The sequence below is a fragment of the Actinomycetospora lutea genome (assembly GCF_028737205.1).
Lineage (GTDB): Bacteria > Actinomycetota > Actinomycetes > Mycobacteriales > Pseudonocardiaceae > Actinomycetospora > Actinomycetospora lutea.
Genome location: NZ_JAQZAL010000039.1, coordinates 1 through 23407, shown reverse-complemented (window position 1 = coordinate 23407; position 23407 = coordinate 1). Strand labels below are relative to the sequence as shown.

The 23407-nt window shown below is 76.6% G+C and carries 26 protein-coding genes; 13 read left to right on the top strand and 13 right to left on the bottom strand.

Annotated elements, in window-relative coordinates:
• From PHK61_RS28555 to PHK61_RS28545, 3 genes are all read left to right on the top strand, one after another.
• A complete protein-coding gene (locus tag PHK61_RS28555) occupies positions 1-2718 on the top strand; it encodes a winged helix-turn-helix domain-containing protein (RefSeq protein WP_274284423.1) in 2718 nt (905 codons plus the stop codon).
• Positions 2719-2829: 111 nt separating this feature from the next.
• On the top strand, positions 2830-5472 hold the full coding sequence (locus PHK61_RS28550; RefSeq protein WP_274284422.1) for a winged helix-turn-helix domain-containing protein: 2643 nt from the start codon (positions 2830-2832) through the stop codon (positions 5470-5472).
• Between the two features lie 112 nt (positions 5473-5584).
• Positions 5585-5800, top strand: a complete 216-nt coding sequence (locus PHK61_RS28545) for a hypothetical protein (protein WP_274284421.1) — start codon at positions 5585-5587, stop codon at positions 5798-5800.
• A gap of 89 nt (positions 5801-5889) precedes the next feature.
• Here PHK61_RS28545 and PHK61_RS28540 read toward each other — a convergent pair whose 3' ends face one another.
• From PHK61_RS28540 to PHK61_RS28530, 3 genes are read right to left on the bottom strand one after another with little or no spacing between them, the layout of a single operon-like run.
• Positions 5890-6402, bottom strand: coding sequence for a DUF1269 domain-containing protein (locus PHK61_RS28540; protein WP_274284420.1), 513 nt, complete (start codon positions 6400-6402; stop codon positions 5890-5892).
• 2 nt (positions 6403-6404) lie between these two features.
• Entirely contained in the window at positions 6405-7349 is a 945-nt protein-coding gene (locus PHK61_RS28535) for a YihY/virulence factor BrkB family protein (RefSeq protein WP_274284419.1), read from the bottom strand.
• An 11-nt stretch (positions 7350-7360) separates the two neighbouring features.
• Positions 7361-7882 (bottom strand): hypothetical protein, encoded by a 522-nt coding sequence (locus tag PHK61_RS28530; protein WP_274284418.1) that lies wholly within the window; start codon positions 7880-7882, stop codon positions 7361-7363.
• 144 nt (positions 7883-8026) lie between these two features.
• Between PHK61_RS28530 and PHK61_RS28525 the strand changes: the two genes are divergently transcribed.
• Together PHK61_RS28525 and PHK61_RS28520 are read left to right on the top strand one after the other, a co-directional pair.
• The gene (locus PHK61_RS28525; protein WP_274284417.1) at positions 8027-9238 is read left to right on the top strand and encodes an AI-2E family transporter; all 1212 of its coding nucleotides are present in this window, start codon (positions 8027-8029) and stop codon (positions 9236-9238) included.
• Between the two features lie 28 nt (positions 9239-9266).
• Entirely contained in the window at positions 9267-9695 is a 429-nt protein-coding gene (locus PHK61_RS28520; protein WP_274284416.1) for a DUF5709 domain-containing protein, read from the top strand.
• A 17-nt stretch (positions 9696-9712) separates the two neighbouring features.
• On the opposite strand, the gene PHK61_RS28515 is transcribed toward PHK61_RS28520, so the two are convergent.
• Together PHK61_RS28515 and PHK61_RS28510 are read right to left on the bottom strand one after the other, a co-directional pair.
• Positions 9713-10345, bottom strand: coding sequence for a polysaccharide deacetylase family protein (locus PHK61_RS28515; protein ID WP_274284415.1), 633 nt, complete (start codon positions 10343-10345; stop codon positions 9713-9715).
• 10 nt (positions 10346-10355) lie between these two features.
• A complete protein-coding gene (locus PHK61_RS28510; protein WP_274284414.1) occupies positions 10356-10598 on the bottom strand; it encodes a DUF6158 family protein in 243 nt (80 codons plus the stop codon).
• An 88-nt stretch (positions 10599-10686) separates the two neighbouring features.
• On the opposite strand from PHK61_RS28510, the gene PHK61_RS28505 reads away from it, so the two are divergent.
• Positions 10687-11025 carry an MmcQ/YjbR family DNA-binding protein gene (locus tag PHK61_RS28505; protein WP_274284413.1) on the top strand — a complete coding sequence of 113 codons (339 nt, stop codon included), beginning with the start codon at positions 10687-10689 and terminating at the stop codon, positions 11023-11025.
• A 12-nt stretch (positions 11026-11037) separates the two neighbouring features.
• Here PHK61_RS28505 and PHK61_RS28500 read toward each other — a convergent pair whose 3' ends face one another.
• Genes PHK61_RS28500 through PHK61_RS28490 form a run of 3 tightly spaced genes read right to left on the bottom strand, consistent with a single transcriptional unit; the run spans position 11038 to position 13579 of the window.
• On the bottom strand, positions 11038-11835 hold the full coding sequence (locus PHK61_RS28500) for an enoyl-CoA hydratase/isomerase family protein (RefSeq protein ID WP_274284412.1): 798 nt from the start codon (positions 11833-11835) through the stop codon (positions 11038-11040).
• Positions 11832-12500, bottom strand: coding sequence for a TIGR03086 family metal-binding protein (locus tag PHK61_RS28495; RefSeq protein ID WP_274284411.1), 669 nt, complete (start codon positions 12498-12500; stop codon positions 11832-11834). The genes PHK61_RS28500 and PHK61_RS28495 overlap by 4 nt, the downstream gene beginning before the upstream one ends.
• Positions 12501-12553: 53 nt before the next feature.
• Positions 12554-13579 (bottom strand): methyltransferase, encoded by a 1026-nt coding sequence (locus PHK61_RS28490; RefSeq protein ID WP_274284410.1) that lies wholly within the window; start codon positions 13577-13579, stop codon positions 12554-12556.
• Between the two features lie 153 nt (positions 13580-13732).
• On the opposite strand from PHK61_RS28490, the gene PHK61_RS28485 reads away from it, so the two are divergent.
• Both PHK61_RS28485 and PHK61_RS28480 read left to right on the top strand, forming a co-directional pair.
• The gene (locus tag PHK61_RS28485; protein ID WP_274284409.1) at positions 13733-14479 is read left to right on the top strand and encodes an ABC transporter substrate-binding protein; all 747 of its coding nucleotides are present in this window, start codon (positions 13733-13735) and stop codon (positions 14477-14479) included.
• The gene (locus tag PHK61_RS28480; RefSeq protein ID WP_274284408.1) at positions 14476-14799 is read left to right on the top strand and encodes a cupin domain-containing protein; all 324 of its coding nucleotides are present in this window, start codon (positions 14476-14478) and stop codon (positions 14797-14799) included. The genes PHK61_RS28485 and PHK61_RS28480 overlap by 4 nt, the downstream gene beginning before the upstream one ends.
• Positions 14800-14806: 7 nt before the next feature.
• On the opposite strand, the gene PHK61_RS28475 is transcribed toward PHK61_RS28480, so the two are convergent.
• The 5 genes from PHK61_RS28475 to PHK61_RS28455 form a co-directional block, all read right to left on the bottom strand.
• Positions 14807-15016 (bottom strand): DUF4236 domain-containing protein, encoded by a 210-nt coding sequence (locus tag PHK61_RS28475; RefSeq protein WP_274284407.1) that lies wholly within the window; start codon positions 15014-15016, stop codon positions 14807-14809.
• A 101-nt stretch (positions 15017-15117) separates the two neighbouring features.
• Complete coding sequence (locus tag PHK61_RS32175; RefSeq protein ID WP_420791453.1) at positions 15118-15552, bottom strand: hypothetical protein; 435 nt, start codon at positions 15550-15552, stop codon at positions 15118-15120.
• The gene (locus tag PHK61_RS28465; RefSeq protein WP_274284406.1) at positions 15549-16325 is read right to left on the bottom strand and encodes an ABC transporter permease; all 777 of its coding nucleotides are present in this window, start codon (positions 16323-16325) and stop codon (positions 15549-15551) included. The genes PHK61_RS32175 and PHK61_RS28465 overlap by 4 nt, the downstream gene beginning before the upstream one ends.
• A complete protein-coding gene (locus tag PHK61_RS28460) occupies positions 16322-17080 on the bottom strand; it encodes an ABC transporter permease (protein WP_274284405.1) in 759 nt (252 codons plus the stop codon). Before PHK61_RS28460 ends, PHK61_RS28465 begins: the two co-directional genes overlap by 4 nt.
• Positions 17077-18030: an ABC transporter substrate-binding protein gene (locus PHK61_RS28455; RefSeq protein WP_274284404.1), complete on the bottom strand. Its 954-nt coding sequence runs from the start codon at positions 18028-18030 to the stop codon at positions 17077-17079. The genes PHK61_RS28460 and PHK61_RS28455 overlap by 4 nt, the downstream gene beginning before the upstream one ends.
• 283 nt (positions 18031-18313) lie before the next feature.
• Between PHK61_RS28455 and PHK61_RS28450 the strand changes: the two genes are divergently transcribed.
• The 5 genes from PHK61_RS28450 (at position 18314) to PHK61_RS28430 (ending at position 23328) form a co-directional block, all read left to right on the top strand.
• Positions 18314-20860 (top strand): sensor histidine kinase, encoded by a 2547-nt coding sequence (locus tag PHK61_RS28450; RefSeq protein WP_274284403.1) that lies wholly within the window; start codon positions 18314-18316, stop codon positions 20858-20860.
• Complete coding sequence (locus tag PHK61_RS28445) at positions 20857-21276, top strand: roadblock/LC7 domain-containing protein (RefSeq protein WP_274284402.1); 420 nt, start codon at positions 20857-20859, stop codon at positions 21274-21276. Before PHK61_RS28450 ends, PHK61_RS28445 begins: the two co-directional genes overlap by 4 nt.
• On the top strand, positions 21273-21623 hold the full coding sequence (locus PHK61_RS28440) for a DUF742 domain-containing protein (RefSeq protein ID WP_274284401.1): 351 nt from the start codon (positions 21273-21275) through the stop codon (positions 21621-21623). Before PHK61_RS28445 ends, PHK61_RS28440 begins: the two co-directional genes overlap by 4 nt.
• Positions 21604-22191, top strand: a complete 588-nt coding sequence (locus PHK61_RS28435; protein ID WP_274284400.1) for a GTP-binding protein — start codon at positions 21604-21606, stop codon at positions 22189-22191. The genes PHK61_RS28440 and PHK61_RS28435 overlap by 20 nt, the downstream gene beginning before the upstream one ends.
• Before the next feature lie 231 nt (positions 22192-22422).
• Positions 22423-23328, top strand: a complete 906-nt coding sequence (locus PHK61_RS28430) for a DUF262 domain-containing protein (RefSeq protein ID WP_274284399.1) — start codon at positions 22423-22425, stop codon at positions 23326-23328.
• The last annotated feature ends 79 nt before the right edge of the window (positions 23329-23407 follow it).

Here is a 23407-nt window from a genome sequence, read left to right as displayed (position 1 = left end):
GTGGTCACCTCCCGCGCGCCGTCGTCCGGGCCCGTCATCGAGGGGCCCTGGACGAGCCCGCCGCACCCCACGGCGCCCCCGGCGCCGGCCCACCGGCCGACCTCCGGACGCCGCGACGCCGAGCACGCCGTCCCGGTGGCCACCCACGTCGTCGACCGGCCCCGGCTGCACGCCCTGCTCGACCGCGCCGTCGCCGAGGCGGCGGTGACGCTCGTCGTGGGGCCGGCCGGGTGGGGGAAGACGCTGCTGGTCGGCTCGTGGCTCGCGGCGGGCGCCGGCGGGCGCGACGCGGCGTGGGTGACGCTCGGGCCCGGTCACGACGAGCCCCGGGCGTTCTGGGCGACGCTCGCCCGCGCGGTGGGGGCCCGGGGCGGCCCGGCCACCGCCGCCGCGCTGCGCCGGCTCGGCGGGCTCACCGACCCCGACGAGCTCCCGGGGGTGTTCGCGGCCGCGCTGTGGCAGGCGGATCGGCCGGTGGTCGTCGTCCTCGACGACCTGCACGAGGTGACGTCGGCGCGCGTGCACGACGGGCTGCGCAGCCTGGTGGAGCGCCCGGTGCCCGCGCTCGCCCTCGTGGCCACCACCCGCCGGGACCCGCCGTGGCCGCTGAACCGCCTGCGGCTGGCCGGTCTGGTGGCCGAGGTCCGGCCCGACGACCTCGCCTTCCGTGACGACGAGGCCGCCGCCCTGTTCGCGCAGCTGGGCGTGGCCGCGGCCGACCGGCACGTGCAGGAGATGGTCGCCCGCACCGGGGGCTGGGCCGCCGGGATGCGCCTGGCCGCCCTCGACCTCGCGACCCGTCCCGACGTCGACGCCGCGGTCGCCGCGTTCTCCGGCGACGCGCACAGCGTCTCGGGCTACCTGCTCGAGGAGGTCCTCGACCGCCTGCCCGCCGAGCTCGTGGCCTTCCTCGAGCAGGTCTGCGCGGTCGACCTGGTCTGCGCCGACCTCGCCGACGCGCTCACCGAGCGCAGCGACGGCGAGGCGGTGCTCGCCGAGCTCTCCGCGTCGCACCTGTTCGTCCAGGCGCTGGACCACCCGGGCCGCTGGTACCGCCTGCACCGCCTGGTGCTGGACCTGCTGCGGGCGCGCCCGGTGGCCCGCCGGGACCGGCGCGACCGCCACCGCCGGGCCGCGGAGTGGTTCCGGCGCGAGGGGATGCCGCTCGAGGCCCTGCGCTCGGCGGTGCGCGGCGAGCTGTGGGCCCTCGCCGCCGACATCTTGGGCGGCCACGTGGTCTCCCTCGTCCTGCGCGGCGCCGCGGACGAGGTCATCCGCATCCTCGGCGAGGTCCCCGAGCCGGTGCTGCTCGAGCGGCCCGAGCTGGCCACCGCGCTGGCGGGCGCCCGGGTGAGCACCGGGGTCACCACGCAGGTCCGGGCGCTCGTCGCGGCCGCCCGCCGGGGCGCCGGGACGCTCGGCGAGAGCCGCAGGCGCCGTCTCGAGGTGCACCTGGGCCTCGTCGAGGCCGCCTACGCGCGCGCGCAGGGCGACCTCGAGGCCGTCACCCGGGCGTACCGCTCGGTCACCCTCGACGTCGCCGCCCTCGGCCGGTGGGGGGTGGCGGACGCCGCGATCGTCCCCGCCGTGGTGCTGGCCAACCTCGGCACCGCCGAGCTCTGGACCGGCGATCTGGATGCGGCCGACGGGCACCTGCGCGAGTCCGCCGAGGGCCCCGGGCCGCCCTCGCTGCCCCGTGTCAACGCCGCGGCGCACCTCGCCCTGCTGCTCTGCGAGCGCGGCGAGCTCGACGAGGCCGCGCGCCGGGCGCGGGAGGTCGCCGCGGCGGCCGCCGATGCCGGGTGGGCGCGTACGCTGCAGGTGGCCCCGGCCTACCTGGCGCTGGCCCGCGCCTCGATCGACCGCGACGAGCTCGCCGACACCGACCGGTGGCTCGCCCTGCTCCTCGAGGTCGAGGAGGTCGCCCCCGAGCCGCAGGTCCGGCTCGCTGGGTCGATGGCGGTCGCGGCCCTGCGCGACGCCGCGGGCGACCGTGATGGCGCCCTCGCCGCGCTCCGGGCCGCCGGCGCGCGGATCGGCTCGTGGACGCCGCCGCGCCTGCTGGCCGAGCAGTGGGTGCTCGACGAGGCCGACCTCCTGGCCCGCGGCGGGAACCCGGAGGCGGCCCGGGTGATGGCCGCCCGCCTCGGGGCGCCCCGGACCGACGCCGGCCGCGCGGGCGCCGCCCGCCTGCTCCTGCACCTCGGCGACGGGGGCATCGAGGACGCCCTGGGCCCGGCAGCGGCGAGCCCGCACCCCCGCGTCCGTGCCGGGGCGGGCGTCGTCGCGGCCCTCGCCGCCGAGCGGGCCGGGGCGCCGCAGCGGGCGATCGAGCGTCTCGAGGACGCCCTGGAGGCCGCCGCGCCGGGCGGGCTGCGCCGGCCGTTCCTCGCCGAGCCGGCCCTCGTCGACGTGCTGCGCCGCCGCGTGGACCGGGGTAGCAGGGCCGCGCCGTTCGCGATGGACCTGCTCGAACGCCTCACCGGCACGTCCCCCGACCCCGCCGCGCCGCGCCGCGCCCTCGTCGAGCCCCTCACCGAGCGGGAGGCGACGATGCTGCGCTACCTGGCGAGCACGCTGTCGAACCCCGAGATCGCCGCCGAGCTCTACGTCTCGGTCAACACCGTCAAGACCCACCAGCGGGCGGTGTACCGCAAGCTCGGGGCCGCCGGTCGACGGGAAGCGGTCCTCCGGGCGCGCACCCTCGGATTGCTGTGAGTGATCACCATGACACACCACTCACCCCCACACGCCTCATCCTCGCGGAACGACGCCGTCTCATCCGCCCGGAGGACACTCTCCGTGGCGACGAGACGGAGGTCGCCCGACATGGTCCGCATCCCCGCGAGCAGGACGGCGGTGCCGGCGCTACCCGGCTGGTTCACCCCGCGCCCCGCGCTGTGGCGTCCCCTCGAGGCCGCCGGACCCGGCCGGCTCGTCGCGGTGCTCGCGCCCGCCGGGTCGGGCAAGACCGTCCTGCTCGCCGAGTGGGCCCGCCGGGGCGAGGGCCCGCCGACGGCCTGGGCCGGCCTGGACCGCGACGACGCCGACCCCGACCGCTTCTGGTCGGTGGTGCTGGCCGCGGTGCTCGCCACCGGGGCGGTCCCCGCCGACAGCCCGCTGCACGCGCTGGCCCACCGGCACGCCGCGGGCGAGGAGCTCGCCGACGCGCTGCTCGACGGCCTGGCGACCCTGCGCCCCGCGGTGCGTCTCGTGCTCGACGACGTGCACGTGCTCGCCGACCAGCACGCCGGCGTCCGCGCGCTGGCCCGGCTGGTGCGCCACCGTCCCGCCGGGGTGCACCTGGTGCTCGCCGCGCGCTCGGACCCCGCGGTCGGCCTGCCCCGCCTGCGCCTCGAGGACGGGCTGCACGAGCTGCGCGCCGACGGCCTGCGGTTCTCGGTGGCCGACGCCGGCGCCCTGGCCGCGGCGAGCGGCGTGGTGCTCGACGCCGACGACGTCGCCACCCTGCACCGGCGCACCGAGGGCTGGGCCGCCGGCCTGCGGCTCGCCGTGCTCGCGCTGCGCCGCGGCGGCGAGGAGTCGCGCTCCTTCCTCACCCGGTTCTCCGGGGACGACCGCTCGGTCGCCGACTACCTCGGCGGCGAGCTCCTGGCCGGCCTCGATGCCGACGACCGCGAGCTGCTCGACGACCTCAGCGTGTGCCGGCGGCTGCCCGACGCGCTCGCCGTCACGCTGACCGGCCAGGTCGACGTCGCCCGGCGGCTCGAGGAGCTCGCGCACGGGCTCGGGATGGTCGACCGCGTCGACCCCGGCGAGCACCACGTCCACGCCCTGCTGCGCTCGCACCTGGCCGCCGACCTCGCGCGGCGCCGCCCGGAGCGGCACCGCCGCCAGCACGCCGCGGCCGCCCGCTGGTGGGCCGGGCACGGCGAGCCCGCCCACGCCCTGCACCACGCGCGGCGGGCCGACGACCCGGCCCTCGTCGCGGAGCTCCTGGGCACGCTCGCCGTCCCGCTCCTGCTGCGCGGCGACCTCCCCGCGCTGCGCCGCGCGCTCGGCGCGCTCGACACGGCGGTCACGGAGGACGACCCCGGCCTGGCGCTGGTCGCCGCGCTCGTCCACCTCGACGCGCGCGAGCACCCGGCCGCGGCCGCGGCGCTGCGGCGCGCCCGCGCGGCCTGGCCGGCCGCTCCGGGCCCGGACCTCGCGGCGCTGCGCGCGGCCACCGAGCTGCTCGCGGGCAGCGCGGGGATCCCCGGCCTGCCGGCCCGCCACGAGCTGCTCGCCACGGCCGGCGCGGTGCCCGACGACGCGGGGCTCGCGGGCCTGCTGCAGCTCGCCCGCGGGACCGCCCTGCTCGCCACCGCCGCACCCGGCGACGCCGCCCCCGCCCGTGCCGCGCTGCACGGCGCCCTGGCCGCGGCCCGCGCCGGCGGCCTCGCCCGCCTCGAGACGGGCGCCTTCGCCGAGCTCGCCCTGGCCGCGGTGGTCGAGGGCGACCCCGCCGGGGTGCTCGGCCCCGCCGAGGCCGCGCTGGCCGCCGCCCGCCACGACCCGCGCGCGCCGGTGACGCCGACGGGACCGGCGGCACGCACCGTCGGCCTGCTCGCCTGGGCCGACCTGCTGCGCGGCGACCCCGGGCGCGCCGCCGGGCGCTGCGCCGAAGCCCTCGACGTCCCCGACCGGCTCGCCCCGGCGGACCTCTACGCCCTGCGCGCGATCGACGGGGCGGCCACCGGCGACCGCGGCGACCGCGGCGGCGGGCTCGCCGCGGCGCGCACGGCGCGCGCCGTGCTCGGCGACGCGCCCCTGCCGCCGGCGGTCGCCCGCGCGCTCGCCCTGCTCGAGCACCGCGCGGCCCTGCTGCTCGGCAACCTGCGCGCGGCGGAGGAGGTCGCGGCGTGGCTCGCGGCGCGCGGGGACGGCACGGACGACACCGCCGAGACCGACGAGACCGACGAGACCGACGAGACCGACGAGACCCTGCTGATGCGGGCGTGGACCGAGGCCGCGACGGGACGGTGGGACGCCGCCCGGACCCTGGTCGCCCCGCTGCGCCGGCCGGGCCGGTCGGCGGTCGTGGTGGTCGAGGCCGGTCTCGTCGAGGCGGAGGCGGCGCTGCGGGCCGACGACGACGCCCGCGGGCGCGCCGCCCTCGACGCCGCCCTCGACGTCGGCCGGGCCCACGACCTCGTGCGCCCGTTCGCGCTCGCCGGCCCGCGGACCCGCGCGATGCTGCTCGAGCGTGGTGCGGCCCGGGGCTTCGAGGGCCGGGTCGCCGCCGCCTGCGCCGCGGCACCCCTCGAGGCCGCGCCCCCGCTGTCCGAGCGTGAGCTCGTGGTGCTCGCGCTGCTCCCGTCGCTGCTCGACGCCCCGACGATGGCCGAGGAGCTCGTCGTCTCGGTCAACACCGTCAAGACCCAGATCCGCTCGATCTACGCGAAGCTCGGGGTGTCCACCCGCCGGGGTGCCGTGACCCGGGCCCAGGAGCGTGGCCTGCTGGTGTGAGTCGTCCACCTCCCGTTCACCTGGTCGGGATGAGGCGGGCGCGCGGCGCCCGGGGCGACGATCGCGGGGAACGGTGGCCGTCGGGGCCCCGCGGGCGAACCAGGAGAGGGCCGTGTCGGGACGCTTCGAGATCCACATCAGCGGGCGCCTGTCCGACCGGGCGCGGGCCGCCTTCCCCGACATGGCCGTCGTCGAGGTGCCCGCCGAGACCGTCATCTCGGGCTGGTCGCAGGACGCCGACGAGGTGCACGGGATCCTCGACCGCATCCAGGCCCTCGGGCTGGAGCTGGTCTCGATGCGGCAGGTCCAGGAGCCCGACGACGCCTGACCGCACACGACGATCCGCCGGCGGGAGCGGGGCTCCCACCGGCGGATCGGTCGGTGTCGGACGGCGGCCGGACGGTGTCGGACGAGGTCTCAGACCTGGGCCGGCGCGTCGTCGTCGACGTCGGAGAACGCCTCCCGCAGCCGTGCCTCCTGGTCACCCGAGAGGTTGGTGTGCAGGAGCTCGGCCTGGCTGCCGCGGAACGCCTCGGACACCTTGTCGGTCACGGCGTTGGCGGTCAGCGCGAACAGCGCCGACGACCCCGGGGTGACCTTGGAGCGCACCTCGTCGATGAACTCGTCGTCGATCCCCACGTCGGACAGCGAGCCGGCGAGGGCGCCGGTGGCGGCACCGATGGCCAGACCGAGGAGCGGGACGAAGAAGATCAGGCCGAACAGCAGACCCCAGAAGCTCCCGCCGAGGGCGCCCCCGCCCGCGAGGTTGTGCAGCTGGCGGGTCTTCGGCCGCTTCTTGTCCGCGGGCCAGGCCACGACCGCCGCGTCCAGGACCTGGATTAGTTCCTGCTTCTGGAGCTGTTCGAGCGTCGCGAGGGCCTGGTCGGCACCCTCGGGGGTCGGGAACTTCCATGCCGTCAACGTCGCCATCGTCATCCTCCTCGGTGCCACGGACCGCCCTCCGCCACCGGCACGGCCGGTGCGGCGGGCTCGTCGGGACTCTCGCCCGGCGGCGGGTCCGTGACCTCACCCCGGCGGGGTGACAGCAGGCGCGCCCCGAGCACGCCGCCGGCGACGAGGTGGCCGACGAGGGCGCCGCCGAGCATCACGACGCCGAACGCGACGAACCACGAGAGGATCACGAACACGATCCCCAGCGGACCGAACTGCCGGTAGTTCGAGCTGATCTGGGGCGACAGCACGACCGGCGCGGCCGCCCGCAGGCCCACGAGACCGACGCCGATGACGACCGCGCCGGGCAGCAGGCGCATCCACCCGATGCGCCCGCCGAGCAGGAGGTACTGGGTCCACCAGGCCCACGCCATCGCGAGCGGGGTGCCCACCACCAGCACCACCACGAGCGGCAGGCCCCGGTCCACCGGACCGACGATCACGATGGCGGCCACGAGCGCGAGGAAGCCCGCGAGCCAGGCGAGCGGCCGCCAGAGCGTCCGGACGCCCCGGTGCGGCAGATCCCAGACGAGCTCGTAGCCGCGCTGCAGCGCGAGCGGCCACCGGACGGTGAGCACCACCGTCAGCAGGACGCCGAACCACGTCGACGCGCTGGACACGGCGGTCGTCGTGGGGAAGAGCTGCTGGAGGTCCGACGTGGCCTGCGGCGTCAGCCCGATCCGGGTCGCGAAGGCGGTCACGCCGCCGCCGGGGCGCCCGAGCGGCACGACGGCCGCGAGGGTCACGAGCGCGGGGATGACGAGCATGAACGCGAGCGCGGCGAGGATCAGCGCCTGCTTGGTGAGCTGGGTGTCCACGACCCGCCGCTGCAGGTGGCCGAGCCCGCTCTCCTCGAAGCGCGTGCGCGTGTCCCGCACCCGGTCCCGCCACGGCGGGCGGGCCTCGGGGTCCGCGTCGGGGGTCATCGGGCGCCCGGTCAGTGCAGCGCGGCCTTGAACAGCACGATCGACGCCCCGACGGCGAGCGAGGCGATCGCCCAGGCGAGCTGCACGTGGGGCCGCCGGCGCGCCGCGCGCCCGCCCAGCAGGCTGAGCACGGCGAGCGCGGCGACGCCGACCCACAGCGTGACGTCGATGCGCAGCGCGACGTCGAGCCCGGTCAGCGCCAGCACGAACAGGAGCACGCCCGCGAGGATGCCGGGAAGCCCGGTCCCGGCGCTCTCCCCGACCACCGCCCGCAGCACCTGGCGTCCCGAGCGCGGCGGCGCCGTGAGGGTGCCGGCCAGCAGCCCGCTGTAGGTCTCGGCGAGGAAGATCGCGACGCCGGTCCCGGCGACGGTCAGGGCCGCGAGCCCCGGACCGGGGTCGTAGTCGCCGAGGTAGGCGAGCACCGACATGGCCATGAGCGTGCCGTACACCGAGGCCCGGAGCCGGTGGCGCCGCAGCACCGTCGGGCTGTGGGGCGGCGAGCTGGACGGGGCGTCCGGCGGTGTGGTCACGGGGCCTCCCGGGTGGGCGGGGCGGGCTGTGGACGCTACCGGCTCCGGGCGCGGTTCCCCGGACGGTAGGCAGCGTCGCCCGATGCGGGCTCACCCAGCGCGGGTGAGCCGCGCGCGCGGGCGGGATCTCTACCGTCCGGCAGCATGTCCTCCTCCATCGAGGTGCCCGACGCCGGCCCGCAGGCCGGACGCACCGGGGTCCCCCGCGCCCTGATGCTCATGCTCGGCGCGGCGTCCGTCGTCATCGTCGTCGCGGGTCTCCAGGCCGGTGCCTGGCTCGTGGCGCCGATCCTGCTCGCGCTGGTGATCGTGATCGCGGTCGCCCCGCTGCAGGGTTTCCTGCGCCGACACGGCTGGCCGGGGTGGCTCACGGTGCTGGCCCTGGTCGTCGTGATCTTCGGGGCGATCGTCGGGCTGGTCGGGGTGATGATCGCTTCGGTCGGGCAGCTGGTGGCGCTCGTCCCGCAGTACTCGGGCCGGATCCAGGGGCTCACGGCCTCGGTGGAATCCGCGCTCAAGCGCGTCGGCTTCGACCCCTCGCAAGCGCAGGCCACGGCGTCGTCGGTCGACCTCGGCAAGATCGCCGGGGCGGTCGGCGGCCTGCTCTCGGGCGTGAGCGGGGCCCTGACCAGCCTCGTGTTCATCCTCGCGCTCCTGCTGTTCCTCATCGCGGAGGCGAGCGGCGCGAGCCGGCGGCTGGCCGCCATCGGCGCGGACCGGCCGCACATGGTCGAGGCCATGCTGAGCTTCGCCCACGGGACGCGGCGCTACCTCGTCGTCACGGCCGTCTTCGGGCTGATCGTGGCCGTGCTCGACTCGATCGCCCTCGCGATCATGGGCATCCCGCTGGTGATCCTCTGGGGCCTGCTGTCGTTCATCACCAACTTCATCCCGAACATCGGCTTCATCATCGGCGTCGTCCCGCCCGCCCTCGTGGCGCTGCTCGTCGGCGGGTGGCAGCAGGCGCTCGCCGTGGTGATCGTCTACTGCGTGCTCAACGCGATCGTGCAGTCGCTGATCCAGCCGCACTTCACCGGCGACGCCGTCGGGCTCTCGACGACCATCACCTTCGTGGCCCTGCTGTTCTGGGCGTGGGTCCTCGGCCCGCTCGGCGCCCTGCTCGCGATCCCCGCCACGCTGCTGATCAAGGCGGTGCTGGTGGACTGCGACCCGAGCGCCCGCTGGGTCGAGGCGCTGATCGGGGCGAACAGCCCGCCCGAGAAGAAGGAGAAGAAGGAGCGCAAGCGCCGGGAGAAGGCCGGTACCGCCGCCGCGGACGCCGAGGGTGACGCCGCGGACACCGAGGGCGAACCCGCGGTCACGGCGCCGCCACCCCGTCCCGCACCGGCGACCTGAGCGCCGTCGCGGAAGGCACACTGGGCCCGTGACCACCCCCGATGCGGACCGCGACGCCGGCGACGACACCGTGTTCGAGCAGCTCGACGAGGCCGAGTCGCTCGACGACCCCGACCTCGACGACCAGCTCGACGAGGGCGTCTCCCCCCACGAACAGCCCTGGGGCGTCGACGCCTGGGGGATCACGCCCGAGGAGGAGCGCGAGGGCCAGCCGCTGGCCGGGCGCCTGCGCCGGGAGCAGCCCGACGACACCGACACCGACGCCGACGCCGACGGGATCGGCGACGCGAGCGACACCGACGGCGAGCCCTGGGACGACGAGGTCGGCGAGGGCCGCTCCGGGCGCCTGGTGCTGCGCGAGGACGGCGAGGACTTCTTCGCCGACGACGTGGGCATCGACGGCGCGGGCGCGAGCGCCGAGGAGGCCGCGATCCACCTGGTCGACGACGACCGCTGACGGCGCAGGAACCGGCGTCAGCCGCCCGTCAGCTCGGTGAGCGTGACGGCGGCGAGACCCCGGCGGGCGGTCCGCGCCAGCAGGGCGTCGAGGGTGGCGGGGACCGCCCCGCGGCCCGGCCCCTCGTGCAGGACGACCACGCTCCCCCGCCGCACCACGGCGTCCAGGGCCCGCGGCGTGCCCGCGGTTCCGGCGCCGGACCCGGCGATCGCCACCGCGCTCCCGAGCGCGCAGCGCAGGCCGGCCCGCTCGGCGACCGCGAGGTGCCGGGCGGTCGGCCAGCCCGACCCGGGCCGGAACCACCGCACCGGGCCGTGCTCCCCGAGGACCCGTTGCGTGTCGGCCAGCCCCGCCGCGAACGCGTCGACGGGCAGCCGGTGGGTGGGCTCGTCGCGCCAGGTGTGGTTGCCGAGCTCGTGGCCCCCGGCCCCGATGGCGGCGACGAGGTCGGGGTGCGCCGCCGCCCGCTCGCCGAGCAGGAAGAAGGTCGCGCGGGCGCCGTGGCGGGCCAGCACGTCGAGCAGCGCGGGCGTCGTCGCCGGGTCCGGGCCGTCGTCGACCGTCACCGCGAACCGCGGGGCGCGGGTGGGCACGGCGAACAGCACCCGCCCCGCCAGCACGGGGGCGAGCGCGGTCACGAGGGGCGCCATCACCCGGCCCCTAGGTGTCGTGGCGCGCGCCCTGCCGGGTGCGCGCCGGGTCGACCTCGCGCTCGGGGTGCCGCCGCAGGTACTCGCCCTCGAGCTCGCGGGTGCGGCGGTCGTGCGCCGCCAGGGCGTCGTCGCTGCCGTGGCGGAACGTGACGTGGCGGGTGTCGTGGAGGTGCTCGAGCTCCCCGAGCAGGGAGTCCTCGCCGAGCTCCCGGGGGTCGACACCGGGCGTGCTGCCGTCGTCTGCGGTCATGGGCCCGGACGTACCCGGCGGGCCCGCCGCGCACCCTCGCGCGTGCTCGCCCGCCCGCCGTCGGGGGTCGCTGCTAGCTTGCGCGACCATGGCCGACGTGCACGACGTCCGCCGGCTGGCGCTCGGCCTGGACGACGTCGAGGAGATCGACAGCGACGGTTTCGACTTCCGCGTGGGCGGGCGCGGGTTCGTCTGGTCGTACCCGGACCGCAGCAGCGGGCGCCGGGTCCTGCGCACCGACATCGCGGTCCTGTTCGTCGGCGACGAGGCCGAGCGGCAGGCGCTGCTGCGCGGCGAGCCCGACCTCTTCTTCTCGACGCCGAGCTACGAGGGGCTCCCGTTCGTGCTGGTGCGCCTCGAGAAGGTCGACGTCCCGCGACTGACCGAGCTCGTCACCGACGCCTGGCGGATGCGGGTCGACGGCTAGCCACCCGCCCCGTCACCGGCCGGAGAACGTCGCCTTCCCGTGCCCCTGCTCGACGAACGAGGCCATCGCGCCGGCGAGGTCCGCGGTGGCGAACAGCGCGCCGGCGGCCTGCGGGGTGACCTCGTTCGCCGCCTCCAGCCCGCCCTCGGTGAGGTGGCGCAGGATCTCCTTCGTCGCCGCGTGCGCCCGGGTGGGCCCGGCGGCGAGCTGCGCGGCGAACGCCCGCGCGGCCTCGTCGAACCCGTCCTCGGGCACGAGGCGGTCGACGACGCCCCAGCCCTCGAGCTCCTCGGCGCCGAAGCGGCCCGCGGTCATGACGAGCAGGCGCGCCCGCCCGATCCCGGCCCGCTCGGCGAGGCGCTGCGTGCCGCCCATCGCCGGGGTCAGCCCGACCGTGGCCTCGATCAGCCCGAACGAGGCCCGCGGCGTCGCGACGATGAGGTCGCAGGCGAGCGCGACCTCGAAGGCCCACGTCAGCGTCAGCCCGTGGGCGGCGAACACCGTCGGGCAGGGCAGGTGGTGCAGGCGGCGGCCGGTCTCGACCAGCTCGGCGAAGTAGGCCGTGCCGCGCTCGGCGTCCCCGGCCTGCGCCATCGGGTGGAAGACCTGCTTGACGTCCACGCCGCCGCTGACGACCTCGCCCTCGGCCCGCACGAGCACCGCCCGCGGGCCCGCCCGTTCCAGCTCGGCGACCGCGTCGCGCAGCGCGGTGTGCAGGGCCTGGTCGTAGAGGTTGAGCGGCGGGTGGTCGATGGTGACCACGGCGAGGCCTGCCTCGTCGAGGTCGACCGTCACGGGGAGCGTCGTCATGACCCCGAACCTGCCCGACGCGGGGCCGGGGCGCCCGGCGGGCCGGGGTCGGCGCGGGACACCGGCGCGGGCGGCGGCTCGAGGGCGGTCATCTGGACCTCGCGCCCCAGGAGCGCCAGCAGCACGTCCCGGGGCTCGTCGCTGCAGGGCGCGACGGGGGGACGCCACAGCCCCGGACCGGTGAGCATGACCGGGTCGCGGCGGATGTAGCTCAGCGCGCGCTCGACGCCGACGGGGTCGAGCTCCTCGTCGAGACCCGCGCCGCGCGCGAGGTCCCACTCGTGCACGGTGAGGTCGAGCAGCATCTGCTCGGCGTACTCCTCGACGGGGATCCAGCCGAACGAGGTGTGCACGCGGGCGGCGTGGGTGTCGGTCGCCGTCCAGACCGGCCGCGAGCGGGCGACGGCGCGCTGCCAGGCGCCGGGCGGGTCGCCGTGGAGCAGGTCGCCGTCGTAGCGGTCGCCCACCACGCCCATCGACGTGCCCGCCAGCACGTGCGGGGCCCAGAGGTGCTCGAAGCAGAGGTGGGCCACGAGGTCGCGCACGGCCCACTCGGTGCACGGGGTCGGGGCGCGCCAGATGCCGGCGCCCACGGCGCGGACCCGGGCGGTGACGCGGTCCATGGCGCCGGGGACCAGCGCGCGGGCATCGGCGGTGTCGCTCACGGGCGGCACCCTGCTCCCCGTGGGGCCCGCCGTCGAGTACCCACGGCGGGTGATCAGGCGGGCGCGGCCACGAGCACGCCGACCGGCGTGGCCGTGGGGACGATCTCCTCGATCCGCAGGTCGGCGCGGTCGAGCAGGGCGGCGTACTCCCGCTCGGTGCGCTCGCGCCCGCCGACCAGGGCGAGCATGAGGACGTCGAGGAGCTTGCCCAGGTGCGGCTCGTCGCCCTCGGGCAGCACCGTCTCCACCACGAGCAGCCGGCCGGCGGGGTCCATCGCCTCCCGGATGCGGCGCAGGATCGTCACGGCGTCGTCGTCCGCCCAGTCGTGCAGCACGCTGGAGAGCACGTAGCGGTCGGCGCCGGGCGGGACGGCGGCGAAGAAGTCGCCGCCGACCGCGGTGGCCCGCCCGCCGACGACCGCCGCGGCGCCCGCCACCACCTCGGGCCGGTCGAGCACGACCGCCTCGATGCCGGGGTACCGGTCGAGCACCGCGGCGACCAGGTGGCCCTGTCCGCCGCCGACGTCGACGAGCCGCCGGACCCCGGAGAGGTCGCAGACCGCGAGGACGGCGGCGGCGATCTGGCGGGCCCGGTTGCCCATCGCCCGGTCGAACACCTGCGCCCGCCGCGGGTGGGCGGCGAGGTAGGACCACCAGTCGACGCCGTGGTGGGTGTCGAAGGACGGCCGGCCCGTCCGGAGGGCGCCGCCGAGCCCGATGAGGGTGTGCAGGTACTCCGCCGAGCCCCAGTTGCGGGCGTGGTCGCGCATCGAGCCCGGCACCTCGCTGCGCAGGGTCGTGCCCAGGTCGGTGAGCGCGAAGGTCCTCGGCGCGACCTCGGTGAACACGCCGGCGGCGGCGAGCGCGCGCAGCATCCGGTACAGCGTGTCCGGGTCGGCGTCGGTGTCGGCGGCGAGCTCGTCGACCCCGCGCGGCCCGTCGGCACAGAGGTCCGCGACCCCGAACTCGGCGACGATCGACACCAGCCGGCCGACCACCGAGCCGTAGAGCAGCCCCATCATGCGCATCGCGGGCGACTCGGTCGCCCCGGAGGTGGTCGCGGTGGTCTCGGTCGTCATCGTCGGATCGTGACGCCGCGCGTCGGCGCGGACGACCGCCGAGCGGGCCCGCGACCGTCACGATTCGGCCGTGGTGCGCCGGGCCGGACGCCGCGCCTGGTCCGCGTGCCGCGTGACCTTCCCCCGACCGTCGCTGCGCGCCAGACTGCCGCCATGGGCGACGGCGACGTGCTGCGGGTGGGCGCGGCCCTGCCCGATCCGCCGTTCGAGCTCGAGGGCGAGCACGGCGACGCCGTCGGCTTCGATCCCGCGGTGATGCGGGAGGTCGCCGCCCGCCTCGGGCGCACGTTCGTCCTCGTGCGCTACGAGGCCGACGACTTCGACGGCATCTTCGCCGGGCTCGACCGCGGCGACTACGACGTCGTGGCGTCCGGCGCGACGATCACCGAGCACCGCCGGACGCTCGCCCGGTTCTGCCGGCCCTACGTGCGCTCCGGGCAGAGCCTCGTCGTCGACCGGCGGCGCCACCCCGACGTCACCGGCCTCGACGACCTCGGCGGCCGGACGCTCGGGGTGCAGCGGGGCAACACCTCCGAGCCGGTGGCCGACGCGCTCGCGCACGCCGGGCGGATCGGCGGGGTGCGCCGCTACGCCTACCGCGACATCCTCACCGCGCTCGACGACCTCGCGGCCGGGAGGCTCGACGGCTTCATGAAGCTCGAGCCCGTCATGCGGGCGCTCACGCGCGATCGGCCGACGCTCGGGGTGGTCCAGACCGGGATCACCCACGAGGACCTCGGCGTCGCCGTCCGGCGCGACGACGCAGGCCTGGCCGCCGACGTCGACCGGGCCCTCGACGCGCTGCGCGCCGACGGCACGCTCGCGCGCCTCGGGCGGGCGTGGCTCGGCACCGACGCCCCGGGCACGACGACGTCCGTGGTCACCGGGCAGGCCCCGTGAGCCGCCTCGTCCGGCTCTGGACCGAGGACGGCGAGTCGCGGTTCCGCGAGGAGTCCGGGCTCCCGCCTGCGGCGGACGCGCGCCGCGTGCACGCCGAGGAGTCCCCGGCGGGCAGCGCCCTGGCCTGGCACGACGCCCCGTGCCGCCAGTACGTCGTCACGCTCTCCGGCACCCTGCGCTTCACGACCCGCGACGGCGACACCTTCGTGCTGCGCCCCGGCGACGTCCTCCTCGCCGAGGACACCGCCGGTGGCGGCCACCGCTGGGAGCTGATCGACGACCGGCCCTGGCGGCGCGTCTACGTCGAGCTCGCCGACTGACCGGCCCCTACCGGCGGGGGCGACCCTTGCTCTGCCAGTAGCCCGGGCCGGGGGTGTCCACGGTGTGGCGGCGGCTCTTCGCGTTCCACGACCAGCGTCCGGCGCCGAGTCCCCAGCTGACGCCGTCGGGGCCGGCGTGCAGGCGCAACGGGCCGAGCCGGAAGGTGCGCCGCAGGTGATGGCGCGGATGGACGTGGGGCAGCAGACGGAATCCCATGGGGAGCCTCCTCGGTCGAGTGGTCAACGGATGCCCCGGGTCGGGGAGTTCCCGAACGACGCCATCCGGACCAATCGGACGACTGCGCGGCGGCGGCGACCTCACCGTTCGACGGGCTCCGCGGCGCCGGTGTCCCGCTCGGGCGCGCCCGACCCGTCGCGCAGCAGCGCCGCGGCCCGCGCCCGCAGGTGGACGAAGGCGTCCGACTCGCGGGTGGCGATCTGGTCCCGGTCGGGCGGAAGGTCCACCGCGAGGTCGGCGACGACGGACGCCGGGCGCGGCGAGAGGACGACGACGCGGTCGGCGAGGTAGATGCTCTCGTCGATGTCGTGGGTCACGAGCACCACCGTCATCGCGTACTCCCGCCGCACGCGCAGCTTGCCGCACCCGGACGGGCCCAGCAGGCACACGACCTCGTCGCGCTCGACGCGCAGGGAGAGCCCGTCGAGCACCGTCGTCGCGCTCCGCCCGTCACGGAAGGCCACGGCGAGGTCGGCGACCTCGACCATCGGCGTCACGGCATCCCCTCTCGTCATCCCCCGGTGGTGCCCCGGCCGAGCGCCCGGCGCTCGACGCCGAGCAGCGCCGCGTTCAGCGCGTAGCCCACGGCCCCGAGCAGGACGATCGCCGCCCACATCGCCGTGAAGTCGAAGGCGCGCTGGGCGACGACGAGCTGGTGGCCCAGACCGTCGGTGGACGCCACCAGCTCCGAGACGACCATGAGGATCAGCGCGAGCGAGAGGCTCACCCGCAGCCCGGCGACGATCCGCGGCGCCGCCGCCGGGAGGATCACCCGCCACAGCCGGCGCACGCCCCGCACGCCGTACACGTCCGCCGTGTCCATCGTGACCGGGTCGACGCCGCGGGCGCCGTCCGCGGCGTTGAGCAGGACGGGCCAGACCGTGCCGAACACGATCGTCGCGAGCTGCATCGGCGTGCCCGCGGCGAACAGCACGAGGAAGACCGGGATCAGCACCGGCGGCGGGAGCGCCCGCGCGAAGGCCAGCAGCGGGGCGAGGTACTCGCTCGCCCGCCGGGAGCGGCCCAGCATCAGGCCCACCGCGATGCCGATCACCGCCGACAGCGCCCACCCGCCGAGGACGCGGGCCACGCTGGGCACCACGTCCGCCCGGGCGCTCTCGGTCAGGACGGCGGGTCCGGAGAACCAGGTGCGCCACGCGACCGCCGCGATCGCCGACGGCGGCGGGAAGAACGCGCTCCCCGCGGCCCGGGCCGCGATCTCCCAGACGGCCACGGCGAGCGCGAACACGCCCCAGCGCACCCACGGTCGGGTCGTGCGGCGCGTCACGCGGCGGGGCTCCACGGCAGCCACCGGCGTCCCGCGGCGGTGAGCGCGGCGTTGGCGGCGAGCCCGACGAGGCCCGCGACGATCGCCGCCGCGAGCACGACGTCCATGCGTCCGCCGCCCGTGCCGGACTGGGCGATGTACTCCCCGATCCCCCGCCCGCCGCCCACGAGGAGCTCGGTGGAGACGACGAGGATCAGCGCCACCGCGGCGGCGAGGCGGACCCCGGTCAGCACGAAGGGCGCCATCGACGGCAGCACGATCCGCAGGAGGGTCCGGCGCCGCCCGGCCCGGAACGCCGCGGCGGTCTCGCGCAGGAGCGGGTCGACCTCGGTGACCGCGTGGACGGTGTTGAACAGGATCGGCCACACCGCCGCGTAGACGGCCAGGGCGATCTTGCTCGCGGGCCCCTGCCCGACGAGCACGACCGCCAGCGGGATCAGCGCCACGGACGGGATCGGGCGCAGGAACTCGACCAGCGCCCGCGTCCCCGCGCGGACGCCGGGCACGCTGCCCAGCAGGACCCCCGCCGGCACCGCGATCCCGACGGCGACGCCCAGCCCGATGAGCCAGGCGAGCACGGTCGCGACGACGTCGGCCCGGAACGCCTGGTCGGCGACGATCTCGACGAGCGAGGCGAGCACCGCCGACGACGGCGGCAGGAGCTCCGGCGGCACGAGGCCGGCCCGTCCGACGACCTCCCCGATCGCGAGGAAGGTGCACAGACCGACGAGCCCGCGGACGACCGCACGGCTCACGGCGGGGCCAGCAGCGGCTGCACGTCGAAGCGGCCCGGGACCAGGGCGAACTGCTGCATCAGGTCGGCGACCCGCTGCAGCCGGGTGCCGTCGAGCGACTGGGGGTAGGTCCCGAGGTTGATCAGCGTGGCGGTGGCCCGGTCGATGCGGATGTAGGTCGGGAGCACCTGCTCGACGTTGGCCCGGTCGGCGGCGGCCTGCTGTCCCCGCAGCATGGCCCGCTGGAAGGCCGCGACGGTCCGCGGGTTCTCGGTCGCGAACGCCTCGGTCGTGCCGTAGCCGCCCAACGGGATGTCGGCCGTGGGACCCGATGCCGTGTCGAGGACCGGGATCGCGCCGGAGCTGCGCCCGGCCGCGGTGATGAACGGCTCGACCATCGCGGCCGCGTCGACCCGCCCGGCCGCGAGGGCGGCGGCCATGTCGGGGAACGGGACCTCGACGAACTGCACCGTGTTCGGATCGACCCCGTTCGTCTGGAGCGCTGAACGCGCATTCAGTTCGACGATGTTGCGGAACGTGTTCACCGCGACCCGCCGGCCCGCGAGATCGCGCGGCGCGCGCACGGTGCCGTCCGGACGGACGACGAGGACGAAGGTGTTGGGCCCGGCCTGATATCCGTCCGAGATCAAACGGAATCGGCCGACTCCTTGGTTCTGCGCGAGGAAGAACGACACGTAGTTGCCGAACGTGACGTCGAGACTCCCGCCGACGACCGCCGGGATCGACGCCGCGCCGCCCTGCGCGACGACCGGCTCCACGGTGAGCCCCTCGTCGCGGAAGAAACCCCGTTCCTGCGCGAGGTAGAACGACGCCGTGTCGACGATGTTGAGCATCCCGACCCGCAGTGTGGGCCTCTCCGGTCCCCCCTCGGTCCCGCCCTGACCCCCGGAGCTCGACCCGCCGAGCGCGCTGCACGCGGACAGGACGAGCACGGACAGGACCGTCAGCAACCGGACGATGATCTGTCGACCTCGCCGGCTCGCACGATTGTTACTCCACTTGCGCACGACTTCCCCCTCTTGGAGCACGAATTGTTCGACGAATTGCCGCGCAGTAGTGCGTCCGCGTGAACAACTGTCTCGATCGGGTGTCGTGCTCGCCACGGGGAAGCTACCGTGGCTTTCGTCATCGTCACAGATGGTTGTTGAACGAGTTCTCCATCCGGTCAACGAAATGCGCCCGGGAACTCGAGACGCCGATCCGTGCCGTGCCTGGCGAACCGGGGGATCGTCCGTGGCCGAGAGCAGCGTGCCCGTTCCCACCGCGAATGCGTGGTGGAGCGCTGGCCACTGGCGTGTCCGCACCAAGGTGGTCGCGGTGGTGGCGGTCCCGCTCCTGTTGGTGCTTCTGCTGGCCGGGCTGGCGATCCGCACCCAGCTCGCCGAGCGCGGCGAGCTGGCCCAGGTGGCCACCGGCGCCCGCCTGACCGGCACCGTCGCCGACCTGGTCGACCGGGTCCAGACCGAGCGCAGTGCGACCGCCGCCTGGGTCGCCGCGGGCCGCCCACCGGACCGCTCGGGCCTCGACGTCGCCGCGGACCGCACCGACGGCGCCGTCGAGGCGCTGCGCGCCGCCGGCGGGGAGGCGGCCGAGCTCGACCCCGGCGTGCGCGACCGCTACGCGACGGCCCTCGCGCGCCTCGACGCGCTGCCGCCCCTGCGGGCCACCGCGGTGGCCACCCGCTACCCCGCCACCAGCGTCGTCACCGGCTACACGGGTCTGGTCGACCCTCTGCTGGGGCTCTCCCGCGACATCGCCGGCGCGGTCGGCGAGCCCTCGGTCGTGCGGCCGGCGACGAGCCTGGCCGCCCTCGGCCGGGCGAAGGAGCAGGCCGAGGTCCAGCACGCCCTGCTCCTGGTCGGGGCCATCACGCGCGCGCTGCCCGTCGGCGCGAGCGACGTCCTGCGCGGGGCGGTCGCCGAGCAGGAGGCCGCCACCGCGGAGTTCGAGGCGGGCGCCACCCCGGCCCAGGTCCAGCTCTTCGACGACACCGTCGCCGGCCCCGAGGTCGACCAGCGCGTCCGCATCCTGCAGACCGCCCTGCTGCAGGACGGCACGGCGCTCGCCGTCGACCCGGCCGCCTGGGACGGCGCCGCGAGCGCCACCCGGGAGCGGATGCGCACGCTCGAGTCCGCTCTCCAGGGCGAGCTGCAGGCCGCCGCGGACGGGCTCGTGGCGCGGGCGACGACGACGGCGGTCGTGGCGATCGCCCTGGTCCTGCTCGGCGTGCTCGCCGCGGTGGCGCTCGCCGTCGTCATCGCGCGGTCGCTGATCACCCCGCTGCGGCGGCTGCGGTACTCCGCGCTCGACGTGGCCGAGCGCCGCCTGCCCGACGCGGTCCGGGAGCTCGAGGACGAGGGCGTGGGCCGCGATCGCCCCGAGGACGCCGTCGACCCGGTCCCGATCCACACCGAGGAGGAGGTCGGCGAGGTCGCCCGGGCGTTCGACAGCGTGCACCGCGAGGCCGTGCGCCTCGCCGGCGAGCAGGCCCGCCTCCGGACCAACCTCAACGCGCTGTTCGTCAACCTGTCCCGGCGCTCCCAGGGCCTCGTCGAGCGGCAGATCCTGCTCATCGACACCCTGGAGAGCCGCGAGGAGGACCCCGACGTCCTCGCCGACCTGTTCCGGCTCGACCACCTCGCCACGCGCATGCGGCGCAACGGCGAGAACCTGCTGGTGCTGGGCGGCGCCACCCCGTCCCGCGGGGCCGCCGAGCCGCTGCTGCTCGCCGACGTCGTGCGCGCAGCCGTCGGCGAGGTCGAGCACTACCAGCGCGTCGAGGTGCGGCAGGTGCCCGGCCTGCGCGTGCAGGGCGCCGCCGCCGACGACCTCACCCACCTGCTCGCCGAGCTCCTCGACAACGCCACCAGCTACTCGCCACCCGACACCCCGGTCACGGTCAGCGCCTCGCGGGCCCCGGACGGCGGCGCGATCGTCGAGGTCGCCGACCGGGGGCTCGGCATGGACACCGAGGACCTCGACGACGCCAACGCGCGGCTCGAGCAGCCGGTGCTCCTCGACTCGACGGTGCCCCGGCAGATGGGCCTGTTCGTGGTGGGCGCGCTGGCCCGCCGCCACGGGATCACCGCACGGCTGCTGCCGGGCGGCGACGACGGCACCACCGCGAGCGTCCACGTGCCCGCCGACGTCCTCGTCGCGCACGAGCGCCCGCGCGTCACCGACGACCCCGTCGCCGCCGAGCCGGGCGACGGCTCCCTCACCGACGGCGTCCGCACCGACGGCGCCCGCACCGACGGCGCCCCCACCGACGAGCCCCAGCCCGAGGACCCCCTCACCGACGAGGTCCCCGTGGCGCGCGCGCCCGACGAGCCGATCTTCCAGGAGATGTGCTCGGCCTGGTTCTCCGACACCGACGCGGCGATCCCGGCACCGCGGGGCGGGAACGCGTCGCTCTGGGAGTCGACCGCCGACGAGGGGTGGCGGGCCGTCGCCGCCCGCGCCGCCGAGCCCGAGCCCACCGAGCACACCGCCGGCGGCCTGCCCCGGCGCCGCCGCGGCGCCGGGCTCGTCCCGGGAGGCGCCGCCCCGCCGGCCGCCCCGTCCGACGCGGAGCCCGCCCCCGACGACATCCCCGCGCCACGGCGGACCGTCGACGCCGACGCCCTGCGCGCCCGGATGAGCCAGTTCCAGCAGGGCGCCACCCGGGGCCGCGAGGAGCTCGACACCGACGGTTTCGAGGTACCCCGGGACGGCGACACCATCGAGACCGAGCCCGCCACCGCGGGCGCGGCGGGCAGCGAGTCGGGAGGCCCGCGATGACCACCTCGACGTCGTTCGAGCGCTTCGCCTGGCTGGTCGACGACTTCGTGACGCGCGTGCCCGGCGTCGCCCACGCCGTCGTCATCTCCGCCGACGGGCTCCTGCTCACGCACTCGAGCCGCCTGCCCGACGAACGCGCCGACCAGCTGGCCGCGGTCGCCGCCGGGCTCGTCAGCCTGGCCGGCGGCGCCGCCCGGTGCTTCGACGCCGGCGAGGTCGTGCAGACCGTCGTCGAGATGGCGCAGGGTCTGGTGCTGACCATGGCGATCCGCGACGGCTCCTGCCTCGTCGTCCTGGCCACCGTCGACTGCGACCGCGGCCTGGTCGGCTACGAGATGACCCTGATGACCGCGCGCGTGGGGAAGGCCCTCACCCCCGAGGTGCGCCGGGAGCTGCGCACCGCCCGGGCGACGTGACCACCGGGGCGGGGCGCCGCGCTCCCCGCGTGCGGCCGTACACGATCACCGGGGGCCGCACGCGGCCCGAGGTGACCCTGGCCGTCGAGACCCTGGTGCAGACCGCCTCGGCGCTCGACGTCCCCGCCGCGGGCATCCCCGAGGAGCAGCGCGCGATCTGCCGGCTGTGCGTCATGCCGATCTCGGTGGCCGAGGTGTCCGCCCGCATCGACCTGCCGCTCGGCGTCACGCGCGTGGTGCTCGACGACATGGCCCGCGGCGGCCTGGTCGTGCTCCACCTCCCGTCCGACGACCGCCCGAGCCGCGAGCTCCTGGAGAGGGTCCTCGATGGGCTCCAGCGTCTCTGAGGCCCCGCGCGGCGCGCCCTCCACCGCCGCGCCGTCGGCGAAGATCGTGGTCGCCGGCGGGTTCGGCGCGGGCAAGACCACGTTCGTCGGCGCCGTGTCCGAGATCGAGCCGCTCGTGACCGAGGCCGTCATGACCGAGGCCGGCCGCGGGCACGACGCGACCCCGCGGGCCGACAAGACGACCACCACGGTGGCGATGGACTTCGGCCGGATCTCGTTGCCCTCGCAGCTCGTGCTCTACCTGTTCGGCACGCCCGGCCAGCAGCGCTTCTGGTTCATGTGGGACGACCTGTTCCGCGGGGCGGTCGGCGCGGTCGTCCTCGCCGACACCGCGCGGCTCGAGGCGTGCTTCGCGGCCACGGACTTCCTCGAGTCCCGCGGCGTGCCCCATGTCGTCGCGGTGAACCTGTTCGACGGCGCGCGCCGCCACGACCCCGACGAGGTCCGCGAGGCGATGGACCTGCCGTCCGGGACCCCCCTGCTGACCTGCGACGCCCGGCGACCCGAGTCGGCGCGTGACGTGCTCGTGGCCCTGGTCCGGCACGCCCTCGTGCTCGACGGGCGATGACGGGAGGCCGATGCCCCGTGCGCGTGACCCGCCACCGTGTCCGCCGCCGGACCCCGTGGTTGACGAGGGTCCTCATCGCCCTCGACGCCGTGGTGGTCGTCGCCGGCTGGCTCGCCTGGTCGTCGACGCCCCCGCGTCCCCCGCCGGCGCACCCCCCGTCCTCGACGATCCACCAGCCCGACCCCGGACCCCTTGAGCGTGGGCCGCCGCCCACGGACGGTGGAGGCCGCCGTGCACGTTGAGCGCATCGAGCTCGAGCTCGAGTCACTGATGGCCCGCCTCGAACGCCAGGAGCTCCATCCCCGCGGCGACACGTCCCGCCCCGGCGGGTGGGACGAGCAGCGCCAGCAGCGCTTCATCGACACCATCCTGCGCGAGTGGTGCGTCCCGGAGATCCACATCGCCGCCGATCCGGCCGACCCGGACGTCGGCGAGGTCGTGCTCGACGGGGCCCAGCGGCTGCTCACGCTGCTGCGCTTCTTCCGCGACGAGCTGCCGTGCTCCGGGGAGCAGGCGCCCGGCCACGACGAGGTGCGCAGGCTCGACGGGCTGCGCTTCAGCGACCTCCCCGGCGACGTCCAGCGCCGCGTGCGCCGCTTCCGGATGACCGTGGTGGTGCTCTCCGACTACCGGCCCGCCGAGCTGCGCGAGCTGCTCGACCGGCTGCGCCCGTCGGACGAGCCGGACATCCCGGTGCCGTCGCCCCGCGCCCCCACCCACCGGTCCCCGGTCTCGCCCGAACCGATCTACGACCAGGTGTCGGCGTGGTTCGCCGACCTCTCGGAGTTCCGGGCGCTCTCGGAGGCGTCCGGCGACGCCGTGGCGTGGTCCTCGCCGGCCGACGCGGGGCAGGCCGCCGCGGAGGCCGCGGTCGAGCCGGACGGCGCCGACCTCGCGGGCGTCACCGCGGCGGGCCTGCCGCAGCGCGAGCCGCGGGCGCTGCTCGTCCCCGGCGCGGTCCCGCCGCCGGCGGGGGGCGCGCTGAGTTTCGGCGCCCCGGGGGCCTCGCCGCACGAGGTCGCGGAACGGCTGGCGAGCTACCGGGACGGCGTGACCGAGGGCAGCGGGGAGGAGCGCACGGACGACGTGTCCCCGCACCCGATGTTCGACGACGGGGGCGCCCCCCAGAGCCGGTGAGGGTCAGAGCCGGTGAGGGTCAGGGCCGGTGAGGGTCAGGGCCGGTGAGGGTCAGGGCCGGTGAGGGTCAGGGCCGGTG